This window comes from Amycolatopsis anabasis, from assembly GCF_009765355.1.
Taxonomy (GTDB): Bacteria; Actinomycetota; Actinomycetes; order Mycobacteriales; family Pseudonocardiaceae; genus Amycolatopsis; species Amycolatopsis anabasis.
The window spans coordinates 17,586-34,909 of record NZ_VTHK01000078.1 but is presented as its reverse complement, the minus strand read 5'-3'; the positions used below and the strand labels follow the sequence as shown (position 1 = coordinate 34,909).

Sequence of the window (17,324 nt, the reverse complement as noted above, 5' to 3'; positions counted from 1 at the left end):
CGGCACCCCCACGACACCGCTTCACACCTCGGCGGATCCCCCGGCGACCATCCGGTCGAGTAGCCCGCCGTGGTCGCCAGTCGGTAGCGGGCAGGCGCATGCGGGAAGAAGATCCACGGCCTTGCCGCGGCCCGGGGACGGCGCAACGGTTCGCTCACGACGTGCCGGTGCCGGAGGACGTGCGCGTAGAAGCGCAGCAGGCCGCGCTGCTGCAGGAGATGCCGTGCCGTGCGCAGAACTCGCGTACGAGCGGTTTGCCGCCGCGGACGTTTCTGCATCAGCGCCTGGCGCAGGACGATGAACAAACCGCCTTCACCGGTGACAACACGAGGAAGACGACCGCCAGGTAGCACACGATGTGGCCGAGCAGCAGCGCTGTTTCCAGCCGGCGGGACTTCACCTCGCGACGCAGGAGCGCCTGCACGCTGCCGATGCGCGACATCATCGCTTGCCACCCGTCGTGGCGGCGAACTCGCCAGCCCGTTCTCGACCGGTTGGTGCGGGAGATCCGGATGCGTTAGTCCGTCCCACGAATACTTCGACTAGTGGGGGCTTCTTCGCTGCCCGAGAATTCCCGGTATGCGGCCGAAATGTGCTGCCGCCGTCACCGGAAAACCGGTGACGGCGGCAGGTGGGTGGTCAGGAGCGCTTGGCGCGGGGAGCCTCGGGGAGCAGGCCCCGATCGAGGTGTCCCAGCCAGGAGGCGGCCCGGTCCGGGTTCAGCTTGCGGGCCAGCCGTTCCGGTTTGGGCCAGCGGACCTGGGTGGCCCAGCCCAGCTTCTCGAACAGCCAGATGATCCTGGCCGACATGTCGAGTTGACCGGGGCGGACGCCGTGGCGTGCGCCGGTCGGGTCGGCGTGGTGGGAGTTGTGCCACGACTCGCCCATGGACGCGATGGCCAGCGGCCAGAAGTTCGCGGACTTGTCGCGTGCCGCGAACGGCCGGTCGCCGATCAGGTGACACAGCGAGTTCACCGACCAGGTCACGTGGTGCAGTACCGCGACCCTGACCAGGCTGGCCCAGAAGAACGCGGTCAGCGCGCCCCACCAGGACAGCGTGGCCAGCCCGCCGATCACCGCGGGTGCGAGCAGGGTGGCCACGCTCAGCGCGGGGAACAAGCGGTCGATCCTGGCGATGTCCGGGTCGGCGAGCAGGTCGGGGGCGAACCGCTTCGCGTTGGTCCGTTCACGCTGGAACAGCCAGCCCATGTGGGCGTGCCAGAAACCCTTCGCCAGTGCGGCGGGTGTGGATCCGAAACGCCATGGTGAGTGCGGATCGCCTTCGCGGTCGGCGAAGGCGTGGTGGCGCCGGTGGTCGGCCACCCAGCCGATCACCGGGCCCTGCATCGCCATGCTGCCGGTCACCGCCAGCGCGGTGCGCAGGCCGCGGTTGGCCTTGAACGCGCCGTGGGTGAAGTAGCGGTGGAACCCGATCGTCACGCCGAAGCCGGTGAGGAAGTAGAACCCGATGGCGAGGCCGATGTCGAGCCAGCCGAGGCCCCAGCCCCACGCGAACGGGACCGCCGTGGCCAGTGCCAGCAACGGTACGATCGCGAAGAGCTTGACCAGGAAGTTCTGGGCGGACGTCTTTTCGCCCGCCAGCATCGGTTCCGCGCCGCGACGGGTGTCCGTGCGGGGATTTTCCGTGGTTACCGTCATACGGTGCGCACGGCGGTCGCCTGCGGGCCCTTGGGGCCCTGCGCCAGGGTGAACTCGACGTGCTGGTTCTCGTCCAGGCTGCGGAAGCCCGCGCCGTCGATCTCGGAGTAATGCACGAACACGTCGGGGCCGTCCTCACGGGAAATGAAGCCGAAGCCTTTCTCTGCGTTGAACCATTTCACAATGCCTTGAGTCATAGCTTTTCCTACAGGGTGTCGATGTTACGGGACGGCGTCTGCCAGAACCCGTGGCCGAGTGTCAGACGACTACTTCTCCGGCTTGTCCTGCAAGAAAAAGAAGCGAACGCCCGCTACAATCTTCGCGAGCGTGCTGGGTAACACGAACACAAAAAACCAACGACCACACAGTAGAACCCGCACCGCGCGTGATTCGTTCCCAACACCCCGCCCGACGTGAGCGGGGTCACCAAGAACCCGATCGAGCGCTTTTGTGCGCGGCGGGCAGCTTCCAGGACCGGGCGCTAGCCAGAGCGCCGGAAGCCATCGAGACTGCCGCGGACACCGCCGTGCTCGTCTTTGATTACCGGCACCGGATGCTGTCAGAGGCTGTGAGCGGCGACTATCTCGGCTTGGCCGAAGGAACGGAACTGGATGGGGAAATCGCCGTGCGCGCCCCTGCCCGATCCCCGGTCACTGCCCAGCACCGCAGCGTCGAGGGTCTTGGGCTGGGCACGTGCGGGAGGTACTGACTGGCTATCAGCGCGGCTGCGCGGAACTGGCGCTGCCGGGTGAGCCGCGGCCTGCCTACCAGCCGGGCACCGGGAGTTCTCACGCGATGGGCGCGCGACGCCGCACGGCCACAGTCCGCTACCCGAGCCTCGGTGATTCGTTGCGGTGCCTGCGCAAGGACTGGGATGCAGTCCTGGCTGACTTGCCCTTCGCTGGCACTCCGGCGCGCTCGAGGACCAGGTCAATCGGAGCACATGCTCCAGCGGCAAATGTCGGCCGGGCCAAGAGTGACCTCCTCGCCCCCACTGGGGACTGTTCCGAGATCACGGGATAGACCCTAGCTTCTGCGAACTCGCCGCGGGAACAGCACAGTGATCAACTCGGCGGCGGGCACACTTCGACCTGCTGGCCGCTGAAAGCGGTCCATGATCGCCGTGTCCGGAAGCTGTCGTGCTCCTTCCGCGAACCTGCTCGCGTGTCCATCGTGGGTTCCGAACGTTCCACGGCAAGAGGACAACGCGGATGATGACCATGAATCTGGTCCGAGTGACCATCGACGCGCCGTCGCGTCGTATCGACCTCGCGTTGCCGTCGCGCTGTTCGGTGGCTGAGATTCTGCCGGGATTGTTGCAGCGTGCGGGTGGGAATCTCGCCGACGAGGGGGTGGCTGACGGTGGTTGGTTGCTGCGCCGTGCTGACGGCACCGTATTGGAACTCGGTCGATCGCTGAGCACGTATGGGATTCGCGATGGCGAGGTGCTGCATTTGGTGTCTCGGCGCCTGCACTGGCCCGAGCTCGAATACGACGATCTGGCTGACACCATCGCGAAGGGGGCCAGGAGCGCCGGCCGCTCGTGGCGGTCCGCGCACACCCGGGGTGCGGGGCTGCTGATCGGGGGGTTCGCCGTAGTGCTCGCGCTCGCGGCGGTGGGGCGCGCGGGTCCGCCGTGGACCGCGCCGGCGTGGGCCGCATTCGGGTTCTGCGCGGTTCTGCTTGTGGCGGGAACCGTGTTGGCCCGTGCGTTCGGCGACGCCGGCGCCGGCGCCGTTCTCGCCGGGCTGGCGCTGCCGTTCGCCTTCGCCGGTGGCGTGTTCGTGGTCGGTGGCGGGCCCCTGTCGGTGGGGTTCGGCGCACCGCATGTTCTGGTCGGGTGTTCGGTGCTCGTGGTCGCGTCACTGCTGGGCTATGTCGGTGTGGTGGCGCACGCCGTGCTGTTCATCGCCGGTATCACGGCGGGCTTCCTGGGGATGCTCGCGTCCTGGCTCGCGACTTTCGACGACCTGGAGGGGATGGACGGGGCAGCGATAGTCGCGGTGGCGATCCTGCTGTTGTCGCCGCAGTTGGGGCCGCTGACGATCCGGCTGGGCAGGGTGCCGATGCCGGTGTTGCCGCGCACCACCGCTGATCTGGTGCGCGACGATCCGCAGCCGCCGTGGCGAGCGGTCCACGACGCGGTGCTGCGTGCGGACCAGTTGCTGACCGGAGCGATCGGCGGCGCCACGGCGGTCGCCGTGCTGTGCGAGATCGTCGTCGCGCGGGCGGCGAGCATCTCGGTCGTCTTGCTGCTTTCTCTTCTGTCGGTGGGTTTCTGCCTGCGCGCCCGGCTCTACCCGGCGTTACGGCATCGAGGGCCGCTGCTGCTGGCCGGGGTGTCGAGCGCGAGCGCGCTCGCCGCCGGGCCGGTGATGGCCGCGGGCGGCCTGCTCGTCGTGACCGCACCCGTCCTCGTCGTCGTGGGCGTCCTTGCCGTCCTGGTGGGCTTGAGCCACAGCAGGCGGTTGCCGAGTCCGTTCTTCGGCCGATCCGCGGAACTGCTCGAGGCGGTGATCGTGCTGGCGTGTGTGCCCGTCCTGAGTGCCGTGCTCGGGCTGTACGGGTACGTCCGCGGACTAGCTGGGTGACGGCGTGGCGTCCAAACGTGACTTGTTGCAGTCCCACCAGTTCCTCGCCCAGCGGGTGATCTCGGCACTGGTGACGAATGAGCCGGACCCGGAACAGCCGCCTTTTCGCCGTCCCACCGGTGCCACGGTCGGCAGCCTCGTGCTCGCCATCGTGGCGTTGGTCGCGGTCGGGGTGTACGGGTTGGTGAATCCCGGCGGGAAGACCGCATGGCGGGATCGGCCGTCGGTGATCGTGGAGAAGGAGACCGGGGCGCGTTACGTCTACCTCGACGGTGTGCTGCATCCGGTGACGAACTACGCGTCGGCGCTGCTGACCCTAGGCCAGCACGCCGAGACGGTATCGGTGTCAAACGACTCACTGCTGGGCGTGCCACGGGGGCGGCAAATCGGGATTCCCGACGCCCCGGACACGTTGCCACCGGCGAACAAGCTGCTCACCGGCGGCTGGAGCATCTGCTCCCGGACCGTTCCGCAGCCCAGCGGCGCCACGGTGGACGAGTCGGTGCTGCTGGTGGGCACCGGACCTTCCGGCGGCAGGTCGGTGACCGACGCCGCACTGCTCGTCGATGTCCCGGCCACCGGCGACCAGTACCTGATCTCCAACAGCCATCGACACCGGATTCGCGCGTCGGACACGGTCACCGTCGGATTGGCGCTCCAGTCCGCGCCGAGGACACGGACCGGCATGGCGGTGGTGGACACCCTGCCCGCGGGCGCACCCATCGCGCCGATCCGGCTTGCCGACGCGGGCACGCCGTCGACGGCGGTGCCGCAACGGACCGATCTGCGGGCGGGGCAGTTGCTCGTGGTGGAGACTTCCGGCGAGCGTGAGTACTTTCTCGCCGAGGTCGATCGGCTCCGGCCCATCTCCCCGTTGCAGTACGACATCCAGCGCGCCGACCCGGACACCAGACGGGCTTACGGCGGTGGCGAGCCGGTCGGAATCCCGCTCGGCCCGGCCGCCGCCGCCGAAGCCCGGCGGGAGCCCAGCGAGCAAACCGGCCCAGGAACGCTGCCCCCGACGCGGCCGCGTTTCGTCAACGCGAACACGGTCTGCGCCACCTACGAACCCTCCGCCGCAGCCCCGGTGCTGCACGTCGATCCCCAGTTGCCCGATGTCCCGACGATGCCCACACCGCGCACGACCCAGCACGGGATGCCCATGGCCGACCGCGTTCACGTCGAGGCGGGCCGAGCCGCGCTGGTCGAGGTGATGCCGAGCGCGGCCGCGAATGCCGGAACGCTGGCGCTGATCACCGACCAGGGCAAGGCATATCCGCTGGCGAGCCCCGCCGTGCCCGGCATCCTCGGCTACGGTGAGGCCAAACCGGTGCGGTTGCCCGCAGAGATCGTCGGCCGGGTGCCGTTGGGCAGCGGCTTGGACCCGGCCAAGGTGCTGGGGTAACTGACAGCGGGCTGGAAACCGCACGCTGAATTCCTCATCGCCCCGCCGGGTGAGTCCTGAAATATCGGACATTCGACGCCCCGAAAGCCGCATTGGATGCGCAGGACGCACCGAAGGGCCGCATCTGACGCCCGCCAACTCCCGGAACGGGCAACTCGGGCTACCGGAACGGGGAACTCGCGGCAGGCCGGGGCTCGCTGGCGCGAGTCCCCCGTTCCGGACGTGCGAGTCCCCCGTTTCGGTAGGCAAGTGTTCTCAGCAGGGCCCCGGAGGTACTGAGTCAGGTGTCCGCGGGTGGTGGCGGCACCAGGAACATCTCGCCCGGCAGCTCGTCGCGCATGGGCTCGATCGGCGGGGGGACAACGCGGCGGGGTCGCCAACCGGCCCGTCGTCCCCGGGCCAGCACCAACGCGGCGGTCGCACCGAGCACCACGGCCGCCGCGGTGAGGATCGCCACGATCCACGCGGTCGAGGTGCTTTCGGCCCACCACGCGGCGAGGCGGACTTGGGCTGGGTCCGGCACCGCACGCCGCACCGCGGGAGTGGGGGCTGGAACGGCGCCGACCAGGTTGCCGGTCAGCGCTCGGTACGGGTTGACCAGCCCGGCGCCGTAGGCGGCGCTGGCCGCGCCGCCCGGCGCCGGGGTCGCGGTGGCGAGGATGCGCTCGGCGACCTGGTCCGCGGACAGTTCTGGCTTGGCTGAGCGCACCAGCGCGGCGGTAGCCGAAACGAACGGCGCGGCGAAGCTGGTGCCGTTCCAGTACTGGTGTCCGCCCGCGCGGGTCGCGGCGAGGACTTCGCCGCCCGGTGCCACCAGGTCTACTTGCGAGCCGATCTGCGAGCTCGGCAGCCGGGTGCCGGACATGTCCACCGCGCCCACCCCGAGCACGCCATCGTAGCCGGCGGGGAAGGCCGGCGGACCTGCTGCGGTGCCCTGCTGTGCGTTGCCGGCGGCGGCCACCACGACGACGTCCTTTTCGTGCGCGTGCCGGATCGCGTCGCGCACGAACCGGTTGTCCAGCCCGCCCGCGACGGAGAGATTGATGACCTTCGCACCCTGGTCGACCGCGTACCAGATGCCTCTGGCGAGCACTTCGGGGTCGATGGCCTCCGTGGCGCCCTCGCCGTTCGCCTCGCTCTCGCTGACCCGGACCGGCAGGATCGTGGCATCCGGCGCCAAGCCGGCGAACCCGATGCCGTCGGTGGGCGTGGCCGCGATGATGCTGGCCACGGCGGTGCCGTGGGAGTCGCAGTCGAAAGTGGCCGGAAGTTCGCCGACCAGGAAGAAGTCCTTGCCAGGCAATACTTTTCCGGGTCCGCTCAGCTGCGGATGGTCGGGGTCGACGCCGGAGTCGATCACGGCGACGACCACCCCGGCGCCGGTGCCCTGCTTGCGCACGGTGTCCGCACTGAGCGTCTGCTGCGGCCAGGGGCGTTCGGTGACGGCCGGTCGCGCCGGGGCGGTGGTGCCACAGGCGCCGGGCGGTGGCGCCGCGAGAGCGATGCCGGGATCAACGGCGGCCGCCGCGAGCGCGACGACCGTCAACAGCCTGCTGGTCGTGTTCATCGCGCTACGCTGGAATGCCGGAATGCATCCACAATGGACAAGCAAGTGCCGCGTCGATGCTTGGTGGCATGGAGTCTCCTTAGTCCTGAGCCAACGCTCGCCACACCACACCGTGTCGTCGGCCGCGGGCGGAACAGAGATCTCAGCCTCGCAGGTAGAACGCGGCCGCGGCGGCTGCTGGCATCTTCCGGCCAACGGCCGCCGTACCGTCTTCGTTCCCGGAACGCCTTGACCGGTAAGCAGCACCATGTCCCGGTGCGCTCGCGCGCACCGGGACATGGTGATCGCGACTGTCAGGAACCCAGTCGCCCGACGGCCCGCTGCACCGCGGCCATGTTGTCCTGGTTGCAGCTCTGAACGCCCTGGTTCATCGTCTGCATCAGTTCCTGGCCCGCGGCCATGACCTGCTTGCAGGCCTGGCTGATCTCAGTGAATTGGACGCCCCCCTGATCGTTCCAGGCGTCCTGCGTCATTCCCGAGGCCTGGCTCCAGGAATCGATCGATTGCTGGACACCCTGGAGGCAGCCGTTCATGTTGCTGGAAAGTCCATCCAGTGCATTGAACATCGCGAGTTTACGGGTCATGAGTCAACTCCTTTCCCTGGTCGTCACCTGAATTGAAGCGGTCAGACCGCGCGGAGCAGTCCGGCGAAGGCGTAGGTCTGGCCAGGCGGCCCACCCTGCCCGGCGGGCAGGCCGCCGCCACCGCCACCGGGGGCGAACGGGCCACCGCCACCGAGGCCACCCATACCGCCACCGTCCATGCCTTTGAAGCACGCGGCACCCTGTTCATCGGTGTTGATGTAGTCGTTCATCGCGAACCGGGTGTCGGTGCCCAGCTTCTCCAGCTTCTGCAAGAGATTGCGGATCGCCATGTCCCACTTTTTGTGTGCCACGAGCAATGACTGCGATTGCTGCATGTTCCACTGGGCGGGGATCACGGAGTTCACCGCGCCGTCGAGCTTGCTGCGGTGCCCTTCGATCTCTTGCACCACCACGGCCGCCATCTGCACCACTCGAGCGAGGGTGTCGGTGTTGGCGTCCATCAAACCGCTACCGGTCACAAGATTCTCTCCCTTCCGATCTACACGGCTGTCGCCGCGTGCGCTCCGGTGCGCCGCGCGGGCCGGCCCCAGGCAGCGCCGAAGCGCTTTCGGACGCTAACCCGAACGCGACCTCGAAACGGTGCCCGCGGCACGTTGCTGCCAACCGGGCCACCCGCGGATGGGTTCACGGTGACAATCGCGGACACCCGCATACCGGAGAAGGGATCGAGATGGCCACCGTCGTGGTGAACAGGCCGGTGCGCAAGCCCGCTCCCGAACAACCGTCGGGCGAGCTCATCCTGGACCCGCCTCCGGAAATCCCGCAGCCGGCCGGGCGGCAATGGACGCAGGTGCTCATGGTGCTTCCGATGATCGCCATGATGGCCGCGATGGTGCTGATGTTCTCCGGCAGCTTCGGGCAGGGTTCCGGAGTGCTGCGGTTCGTCGTGCTCGGACTGTTCGGTGTCGGCATGCTGGGCATGCTGGCCATGGCTCTGCTCAACTCGTCCGGTCCGAGTAAACGCGAAATGGGGCAGGCACGCCGCGACTACCTGCGGCACCTGGGGCGGCAACGGTCGCGCTTGGTTCGCGCGATCGACAAGCAACGCGACGCCATGGTGTATCTGCATCCCGAACCGGCCGCCCTGCCAACGCTGGTAGCCAGCTACCGCTTGTGGGAACGCCGTCCGGTGGACGCGGACTTCGGCGTCGCCCGCATCGGAACCGGGCCCCAGCGTCCGGCGATGGTCCTCGTACCGCCAGATGCCAAGCCGCTGGAACAGCTCGAGCCGCTGTCCGCCCTCGCGCTGCGGCGATTCCTCACCACGTACACAGCTGTTCCCGAGCTGCCGCTCGCCATCGCCGTCAACGGGTTCAGCCACATCTACCTGTCTGGTGACCGCTCCCGGTCGGTGGCGCTGATGCGCGCGATACTCGTCCAGCTCGCGGCGCTGCAGTCGCCGGACGACCTGCGGATCGCGGCCTGCCCCGGCAGTGACACCCTCGGGGACTGGGAATGGCTCAAGTGGCTGCCGCACGCCTTACACCCGGAGCGGACCGACGCTGTGGGACCGCTGCGGCTGGTGGCGAACTCGTTGGTCCCGGTTGAAGCGATGATCGACGATCTGCTCGGCAACCGCGCCAGATTCGACCCCGCGGTCGACAGGCGCGAGGCCATGCCACAGATCGTCGTGGTGCTCGACGGGGGTTCGACCGTGGGCTCGGACACCCTGATGACCGACGGCGGGCTCGAGGGTGTCACGATCCTCGACCTGTGCGGCACCCGGCCGCGCGTGCCGAACCCGGCCACCATCGTGCTGCACATCGGCGAAGACGGCGCGCTGTCCAGCGAGACCATCGAAGGCGCGGTCGACCTCGGCCGGGCGGACACCCTCGACCTACCGACGGCGGAAGCCATCGCCCGCCAACTAGCGCCGCTACGGGCGTCCGCGGGCGGGCGGAGCGAGCCGCTGACCACCGACCTCGATCTCGCGGAGCTGCTCGAGATCGGCGACCCGCGCACATTCGATCCCGGCGACACCTGGGTGCAGCGGCCCACCAAGGACCGGCTGCGGATCCGGTGCGGCATCCGCGCCGATGGAACGCCGGTGGAGCTGGATTTGAAGGAGTCGGCGCAGGACGGGATGGGGCCGCACGGCCTGTTGATCGGCGCCACCGGTTCCGGCAAGAGCGAACTGCTGCGGACCATCGTGCTGGCGCTGGCGGTGACCCATCCGCCGAGCTCGCTGAACTTCGCGCTGATCGACTTCAAAGGCGGCGCCACCTTCGCCACGCTCGACAAGCTCCCGCACACCAGCGCGGTCATCACCAACCTCGCCGACGAGTTGCATCTGGTGGACCGGATGACCGACGCGATCAACGGTGAGCTGCTGCGCAGGCAGGAACTGCTGCGCGCGGCGGGAAACTTCGCCTCGCTGCGCGAGTACGAACGGGCTCGCGTCACCGGCGCCCCGCTGCCTGAGGTGCCAACCCTGCTGGTGATCTGCGACGAGTTCAGCGAGCTGCTGTCGGCCAAGCCCGACTTCATCGACATGTTCGTCCAGATCGGGCGGGTCGGCCGGTCACTCGGTGTCCATCTGCTGCTGGCCAGCCAGAGGCTCGAGGAGGGCAGGCTCCGCGGCCTGGAAACCCACCTTTCGTACCGGATCGGGTTGCGCACGTTCTCCGAATCGGAAAGCCGGGCGGTACTCGGTGTCGGGGACGCCGCCAAGCTCCCGCGCGCCCCGGGCCACGGGTATCTCAAGTCGGACAACGAATCCATGGTCCGGTTCCGCTCGGCCTACGTCTCCGGCAAGCACCGCATGCCGGAGACGCCCCTGGCCGACCAGGGCGAGGACGGCGCGCCGGAATTGCTGGAGTACTCGACGCGGTACCTGGCACCCGCGGTCGAGGAGGACGAGGCGGCCGCGGAGACATCGGACGACGAGGACGCGGTCGGCGAGACCCTGTTGGACATCATCGTCGAGCGCATGCGTGGCCGCGGCACGCCGGCTCACCAGGTGTGGCTCCCGCCGCTGGCCGAATCGTCCACGCTCGACCAGCTCCTGCCGAACCTGGTCCGCGGCGAAGACCGGGGCTTCGGCTGCACCCACGAGCAGCTCGCCGGTGCGTTGCGCGCGGTCATCGGCGTCCTCGACCTGCCGCTGGAGCAGCGTCGCGATCCACTGGTGCTGGAGCTGTCCGGATCGGCGGGCCACGTCCTGGTGATCGGGGGGCCGCAGTCGGGCAAGAGCACCGCACTCCGGTCGATCGTCACCAGCCTCGCCCTGACCCACACCCCGCGCGAGGTGCAGTTCTACTGCCTGGACTTCGGCGGCGGAACGCTGAGCTCGATCCGTGGCCTCCCGCACGTCGGCGGCGTCGCGGGCAGGCAGAACGCCGACCGGGTGCGGCGCACGATCGCCGAGGTGCGGACCTTGATCGCGGAACGGGAACGTGCCTTCGCCGAACTCGAGATCGACGGGATGCAGGCCTACCGGCGGCTGCGGCGTGACCAGGACACCGACGACCCGTGGGGCGACGTGTTTCTCGTCATCGACGGCTGGACCACGCTGCGCACCGAATTCGACGACCTCGAGGCGGCCGTCGCCGACATCGCCGCGCGCGGCCTGTCCTACGGCGTACACGTGATCGTATCCGCGGCCCGCATGTTCGACCTGCGGATGAACATCAGGGACCTGTTCGGCAGCAAACTCGAGCTGCGCATCGGCGACCCGGTGGACAGCATGGTCGACCGGGGGTCGGCGACCAAGGTTCCGGAGGGCGCGCCGGGACGCGGGGTCACGACGAGCAGGCACCAGTTCCTGATCGCGCTGCCACGCGTCGACGGAGTCGACGATCCGGCCGACCTCGCGAACGGAATTCGCCGGCTGGTGGACGCCGTGGCCGCGGCCTGGCCGGGCCCGTCCGCGCCCGCCGTGCGGCTGCTGCCCGACCAGCTGCCCTACGCGCAACTGGTCGGCGCCCACGATGCCGCCGCACACCGCATGGCGGTCGGCATCGCCGAACACGACTTCGGCCCCGTCCACCTCGATTTCGGCGCGGACGCTCACCTGGTGCTGATGGGCGACACCGAGTCCGGCAAGACCACGTTCCTGCGCGCTCTCGCCAAGGCCATCACCGACAGCTACGAACCCCGGCGAGCCCGGCTGATCATCATCGACCACCGGCGCGGCCTGCTGGGCGACGTGACCTCGGAACACCTGATCGGATACGGCACCGACCGGGACTCGACGTCCCAGCTGATGCGGCAGGTGGCCGAGGAGATGACCGTGCGGCTGCCCGGGCCGGAGATCACCCCGGAGCAGTTGCGCGAACGCAGCTGGTGGCAGGGCCCCGAATTGTTCGTCCTGGTCGACGACTACGACCTCGTGGTCAGCCAGATGGACAACCCGCTCCTGCCGATCCTCGACTTTCTGCCGCAGGGCCGCGACATCGGTATGCACGTCGTGCTGACCCGCCGCACGGGCGGCGCGAGCCGGGCGCTGTTCGAACCGTTCATCTCCCGGCTGCGCGACATCGGATCACCCGGCCTGCTGTTGTCCGGGGACAAGGACGAGGGCCCGCTGCTGGGCGGGCTCAAACCCGAACAGCTTCCCCCGGGCCGGGGATGGCTGGTCGGCAGGAGGCATGCCCCGCGGCTCGTTCAACTCGCGTGGCTGCCCAAGGACAAGCCCCGAAATGTCGACGCGTGAACGGAGAACCATGAACGAAGCACGCCAGGAAATGCACGGCGACCCGGAGATGATGCGCAGGTTCGCCGAACGGGTCAACATACCCAGCACCGAGGCGGTCACCTTGCCGCCCGACATGGCGCCGTGCGAGGGGGGCATGCCCGGCTGCGCGTCCTTCACCACCGCCGACGTGGCCGCGACCGTGACGCTCGCCCAGTTCCTCGCCGAGACTCGGGATGACATCGCGACGCTGAAAGCGGCGGCCACCGTCGCGACGGTGGACTACCTCGTCACCGACCAGGCGGGGGCGCGCGCGGCGTTCGGTGCGGTCGTGGAGGATTGAGGATGGACTACACGAATTTGCCCGCCATGGTCCGGTTCGCGCTGGCCGACGTGGAGGCCGGCGCCCACCTGGCGAGAACCGAGCAGGCAAGCCGGATGTGGCGATCGGTCGCGGCCGAACTGCGGGAGCTGTCCGACACCCTCGGGCGCGAACTGGATGGTCTCCAGCAGCACTGGAACGACGCGGCGGGCGTCGACTTCGTCCGCCAAGCCCTGCGGCGCAAGGCCGCCATCGACGAGATGCTCACCCGCATCATGGAGCACCAGCCGTGGCGGGCGCTCGACGACCTCGCCAGGCAACTGCTGCTCACCCGGGCCCGCGTCACCGACACCGTGGAGCAGCCCACCGACGAGGGACACCACGACGCGGCCGCCCATCTCACTGACCTCGACCGCTACTTCTACGCCGCCGCCGAGGCGATGCTCACCGCGGCCGGCCTCGACCAGGACTCCGTCCAACTCGCGACTCCCTCCGCCCCGGCCGCCGACTACTGGACGACCGCACCCGACGCCACGGCCCCCACGCTCGCGGGCAACGCGGACCCACTCGTGATCCTGGAACCGCTTGCTGGTTCCCCGCTGCCACCGGGCAGCGTCGCGATCCCCGGTCTCATCGCCATCCCGTCCGGCAGCCCACGGGAAAGGAACACCACCCGCCGCGGAACGGACGTCAACCCCGAGGCGGCGCGGTCACCGGCGGGCGGGCGCGCACCGGGCAGCGGTGGAGCCGGTACGAGTGCGGCCCTGCCCGCCGCGTCCCCGCACACAAGCGGCGCGGACGTCCCGCATCGGATCCCGCAAGCGGCCAAGCCGGTACCGATCACCGGCCCGGCCGGCACCCCCGAGGCGCCGCAGCCGCCCGCACACACCAGCACCAGCGGGGCGCCGCCGGGTGGATCGAGGCCTGCCACCGGCCCCATGAGCCCGCCCATGATGGCGATGCCGCCGATGGTTCCCGGTACCGCGCAAACGGCCCGACGACGATCCGGCACCACACGGCCCCTCGAGGAAGACGAGCGGCAGACGAGAACCCCGCCCGCCACCCCCGGGGTGCCACCCCGGCTGCGCGGGCGCTCAGCGGTGGCTGACCCAGCGCACAACATCTACCGGCCGGCCACCACGTCCGGAACCCAACACGTCCCGGCGCCGGAAGTGCTCGACCACGAAGTCTGGCAGGTCCCCAATCCCGGCGCCGCCTCCCCGTTGAAACCCGAGCCAGCGGCAGCCGAGCAGCCCAAACGAGTACTGCGCCCGCGAAACTGACCGAGGCGGCCCCTCGCACAGCAGTCGCCAGGCCGGCCACCGCGGAGGCGCGGTGGCCGGCCTGGCGAATTCGCGGCACGCGCCGGTCAGACCGGCGCGTCGCCGCGGTCTGTCCCGGTGAGCCCGGTGACGGTGTTCGCGCCCTCGGTGTCCGCGGCGCGGTAGTCGTGGACGCAGCCCATGGTGTCGTCGCACAGCCGCCCGTACCGGGTGGGAATGTCGTCCGCGCTGGCGAAGACGCTGTCCGCGATCGGCTGGTACCTGGAAAGGAACGCCTGCGCGATTTCGTCCGAGCCGAACCTGCTCTGGTGCGACTGCACCGCCTGCCGGTACTGCTGCCAGGCGCTGCGGAAGTCGTCGCCGACCGCGCGCAACTGGTCGATGCCACGGGTCACGGCGTCGGGGTCCATGTCGAAGTCGGGCATGGCTAGGCTCCTTCGATCTGCTTGTCCAACTGGTGCATGAACGGACCGGTGTCCACATCGGTCTCGTCGAATTTCGCGTCCGAAGGCAGGTAGTCGCGGGTGATGTCGAACAGTTTCTCGCGTGCCTGCTCGACCGCGTCCTGAATTGTGGCCACAATGGCCTTGGCGAGGGCCTTGGAGTCCGGACTGCGATACACCCGCGGGTCCAGGCGCAGCTCGGTCAGCTCGCCGCGCTTGACCACGGTGGCGCTGACCAGGCCGTCCGGCGACTCCGCGGTCACCTCGATGTCCGCGATCCGCTGCTGGATCCGCAGCAGGTCGTCCCGAAGCCGCTCGTATCCCGCCTTCCGCGCGGCGACATCCACGGTCGGCCACGCCATGACGATCTCCTCCCTTTGCGCTTTCCGTCAACCCGCCGAACGCGTGTGCTGTGGCCGCGGCGGTCCGGCCGGTGGTTCCGCTCCCCCAGCGGCCTCCTGGCTCGATGTCCGGACCGAACCGAGGAATTCCTGAAAGTCGCCCACCACGCTGTAGAGGTGCTCATCGGTGGTGGTCAGCACGAAGCGAAGAACCGCGCGCTTGCGCTGGTCGTGGACGTCCTCCAGGGCCAGAAACGCTTGACAATGCACGGTTTCGGCGCCGTCCCGCACCCGCAGCAGCTGCGCGAACCCCGGTGCGTCGCCGGAACCCACCTCGTCCCGCCGCAACACCTCCACGCTCGCCCCGGTTGCCCGGAGCCCGGCGATGCTCTCGTCGGCGATGTCGGCCAGCGTCGCCGGATCCGGCCGCAAACCACCGTCGGCGACGATGGCTGCCTCCGCATCCGGGCACACCGCGATCACCGACCCCAACGGCGACCGGTCCTCGTCCTCTTCCGGCTGCCGCCACCCCGGCGGCATCGCGAATTCAATCGACGCTGTCATTGGTTCTCCTCGTTTCTACGGGCTCTGGTCAAATGGAGATCTGTGGCGTGCCGCTATCGTTGATCTCGCGAGCCTTGTCGACGAACCAGTTGCCGATACCTTTGAGGTCGACATCCAGGCCGAGGCCTCCACCGGCCCACGGGGAAAAGCTGAACTTTGGCTTGAGCCTTCCCTCTTTGAGGGCGTCCACGTCCAGCCCGAGGCTCCCGCCAGGGCCGACTCTGAGGTCTGGCTGGATGGACACTTTGTCGCCAAGATTTATCTTGTCCAGCGTCCATTTCCTGCCAGCCTGGAAATCGACTGACCCGGGACTTTCCTGCCCGAGCGGCATCTTTCCGTTGCCCGAGGCGAACAAGCCGTCCTCGTAGGAACCTTGCACCAGGCCACCGAGGGCGCTGAACCTGCCGCGGTCGTAGAGCTCTTTCCCGCCGACATTAAGGACCTTCAATTCCGGCTTGGGCCCGTTCTTCGAACTGGCGGTCACATCGAAATCGGGATCGAAACCTTTCGAGGTGTTTGTCCATCCCGTTGACCCTTCCGACTTCTCCGAATACAGCCAATTGAGGCCCTCCTTGGCGCGCTGCTCGGCTTCGGCGAGTGGCTCGACCACCGTTTTCCTGAACCCGTCAGTGACGGGATCGTGGTTTCGGGGGTCCAGGATGTCCCAAATGCTCCCGCTCTTCATGGCAGCGGCGGCCTGCTGGTTTATCTTCTGCCCTTGGGCTGCGGTCTGGTTTATCACGTGTTCCTGGGCAAACTGCGCTTCCGGCCCGCTGGGCGCCAGCGCGCCAAACGTGTCATACGCCCGACGGCCCTGATCGAGGAGCTGCTGCCGCGCCTGCTTGGTCGCGTCCACCACGTCGGCGGCGTGGTCCACGCCCCCGGCGAGCCGGTTCAGGTCGGCACCGGTCGTCCTGGCATGCTCGGCATGCTCGTTCAGATTCTGCCGCAGTTGATCCCCCGGCTTCCCGCCGAATTCCTGTTCCGTACCACGAGCAACCTGCTGCGCCTGGTCCGCCGCCTGCTGCCCCCGATTGCCCGCGTCACGCAAACCTTGGGCCGTTTCGCGCAACGAACCGGAGTCGGTCTCCGGCGTCGGGCTCTTGGCAAGGACCTGGTTGTCGAACTCGTGCCCGCGCTGCTGTTGGTCGCCGCCCTGCGGGCCCGAATTCTTTTCCGCGTTGGGGACCTGCTGCCCGTCACCGGATTTGCCACCGCCACCGGGCGCCTTGTTGCCGTCGGAGGCGTTGTCGCTGCCGGACTGACTGCTACCGGGGCCCTTGTCACTACTGGGACCCTTATCTCCGCCGGAGCCCTTGTCACCACCGGGGTCGCTGCCGCTGCCGGGCGCTTTGTCGCCACCGGAGCCACTGCTGCTACCGGAGTCATTGCCGCCGGGCGGCCCTTTGTCGCCACCGGAGCCCTTGTCACCGGAGCCACTGCCGCCGCCGGATGCCTTGTCGCCACCCGAGCCGCTGGAGCCACTGCCGCCGCTGGAGTCGCCGCCGGATGCCTTGTTGCCGCTGGAGCCGCTGTCGCCGCCGGATTGGCCGCTGCCGCCGGGCGACCCCTTACCGCCACCCGAGCCACTGCCGCTCCCGGAGTCGCCGCCGCCACCGGGCGCCTTGCCGCCGCCTGCTGCTTCCTCGGCCATCTTGGTCCTCCCGTGACCATCGACCACTCTGACGCTGCGTCCGAGTGTCGCGTCGGCAGCGGCGGCATGGTGGCCGCTGGCAGGAAGAGGTCAGCGCTCCCAGCCCGGCAGTGACCGTCGGCGACAAGCAACCGCACCGACTGTCCCGAGTTCGCCGCGAAGGTCCAGCGCTGCTCCGGAAACTACGACATCACGGCCGAGATGGCCGACGTCCCATTGCTACCAGGTGACCGTGGCCTCGACCAGGTTGTACCTGC

The 17,324-nt window shown here is 69.0% G+C and carries 16 protein-coding genes; 5 read left to right on the top strand and 11 right to left on the bottom strand.

Translation table 11 applies throughout. From position 1 onward, the window contains the following. From FXO23_RS51320 to FXO23_RS46160, 4 genes are all read right to left on the bottom strand, one after another. Window positions 1-305 (bottom strand): hypothetical protein (locus tag FXO23_RS51320; protein WP_218952370.1); only part of this gene is annotated, 305 nt, incomplete at its 3' end. Continuing rightward, window positions 278-445, bottom strand: coding sequence for a hypothetical protein (locus FXO23_RS46170; protein ID WP_158894713.1), 168 nt, complete (start codon window positions 443-445; stop codon window positions 278-280). The genes FXO23_RS51320 and FXO23_RS46170, both read right to left, overlap by 28 nt. Window positions 446-639: 194 nt before the next feature. After that, a complete protein-coding gene (locus tag FXO23_RS46165) occupies window positions 640-1,605 on the bottom strand; it encodes an acyl-CoA desaturase (protein ID WP_158894710.1) in 966 nt (321 codons plus the stop codon). A 50-nt stretch (window positions 1,606-1,655) separates the two neighbouring features. Next, a complete protein-coding gene (locus tag FXO23_RS46160; protein ID WP_158894707.1) occupies window positions 1,656-1,856 on the bottom strand; it encodes a cold-shock protein in 201 nt (66 codons plus the stop codon). A 1,014-nt stretch (window positions 1,857-2,870) separates the two neighbouring features. Here FXO23_RS46160 and eccD point away from each other — a divergent pair. Together eccD and eccB are read left to right on the top strand one after the other, a co-directional pair. Continuing rightward, the gene (eccD, locus tag FXO23_RS46155; RefSeq protein WP_158894704.1) at window positions 2,871-4,250 is read left to right on the top strand and encodes a type VII secretion integral membrane protein EccD; all 1,380 of its coding nucleotides are present in this window, start codon (window positions 2,871-2,873) and stop codon (window positions 4,248-4,250) included. Window positions 4,251-4,254: 4 nt separating this feature from the next. Then, the gene (eccB, locus tag FXO23_RS46150; protein WP_158894701.1) at window positions 4,255-5,655 is read left to right on the top strand and encodes a type VII secretion protein EccB; all 1,401 of its coding nucleotides are present in this window, start codon (window positions 4,255-4,257) and stop codon (window positions 5,653-5,655) included. 280 nt (window positions 5,656-5,935) lie between these two features. Here the strand turns inward: eccB and mycP are convergent, their stop codons facing one another. The 3 genes from mycP to FXO23_RS46135 all read right to left on the bottom strand — a co-directional run bounded on the left by mycP (window position 5,936) and on the right by FXO23_RS46135 (window position 8,285). Continuing rightward, entirely contained in the window at window positions 5,936-7,222 is a 1,287-nt protein-coding gene (gene mycP / locus FXO23_RS46145; protein ID WP_158894698.1) for a type VII secretion-associated serine protease mycosin, read from the bottom strand. 293 nt (window positions 7,223-7,515) lie between these two features. Continuing rightward, complete coding sequence (locus tag FXO23_RS46140) at window positions 7,516-7,806, bottom strand: hypothetical protein (RefSeq protein WP_158894696.1); 291 nt, start codon at window positions 7,804-7,806, stop codon at window positions 7,516-7,518. Between the two features lie 41 nt (window positions 7,807-7,847). Further along, the gene (locus tag FXO23_RS46135) at window positions 7,848-8,285 is read right to left on the bottom strand and encodes a hypothetical protein (protein ID WP_246258487.1); all 438 of its coding nucleotides are present in this window, start codon (window positions 8,283-8,285) and stop codon (window positions 7,848-7,850) included. Window positions 8,286-8,497: 212 nt separating this feature from the next. On the opposite strand from FXO23_RS46135, the gene eccCa reads away from it, so the two are divergent. From eccCa to FXO23_RS46120, 3 genes are read left to right on the top strand one after another with little or no spacing between them, the layout of a single operon-like run. Then, window positions 8,498-12,481 (top strand): type VII secretion protein EccCa, encoded by a 3,984-nt coding sequence (gene eccCa / locus FXO23_RS46130; protein WP_158894694.1) that lies wholly within the window; start codon window positions 8,498-8,500, stop codon window positions 12,479-12,481. 10 nt (window positions 12,482-12,491) lie between these two features. Then, window positions 12,492-12,803: a hypothetical protein gene (locus tag FXO23_RS46125; protein ID WP_158894691.1), complete on the top strand. Its 312-nt coding sequence runs from the start codon at window positions 12,492-12,494 to the stop codon at window positions 12,801-12,803. Between the two features lie 2 nt (window positions 12,804-12,805). Beyond that, the gene (locus tag FXO23_RS46120) at window positions 12,806-14,065 is read left to right on the top strand and encodes a hypothetical protein (protein WP_158894688.1); all 1,260 of its coding nucleotides are present in this window, start codon (window positions 12,806-12,808) and stop codon (window positions 14,063-14,065) included. Between the two features lie 86 nt (window positions 14,066-14,151). Here FXO23_RS46120 and FXO23_RS46115 read toward each other — a convergent pair whose 3' ends face one another. From FXO23_RS46115 to FXO23_RS46100, 4 genes are read right to left on the bottom strand one after another with little or no spacing between them, the layout of a single operon-like run. Then, entirely contained in the window at window positions 14,152-14,490 is a 339-nt protein-coding gene (locus FXO23_RS46115) for a DUF6507 family protein (RefSeq protein ID WP_158894685.1), read from the bottom strand. Window positions 14,491-14,492: 2 nt separating this feature from the next. Continuing rightward, on the bottom strand, window positions 14,493-14,870 hold the full coding sequence (locus FXO23_RS46110; RefSeq protein ID WP_158894682.1) for a YbaB/EbfC family nucleoid-associated protein: 378 nt from the start codon (window positions 14,868-14,870) through the stop codon (window positions 14,493-14,495). A gap of 27 nt (window positions 14,871-14,897) precedes the next feature. After that, window positions 14,898-15,413 (bottom strand): hypothetical protein, encoded by a 516-nt coding sequence (locus FXO23_RS46105; protein WP_158894680.1) that lies wholly within the window; start codon window positions 15,411-15,413, stop codon window positions 14,898-14,900. Window positions 15,414-15,441: 28 nt separating this feature from the next. Beyond that, entirely contained in the window at window positions 15,442-17,067 is a 1,626-nt protein-coding gene (locus FXO23_RS46100) for a hypothetical protein (RefSeq protein WP_158894678.1), read from the bottom strand. Window positions 17,068-17,324: the final 257 nt, after the last annotated feature.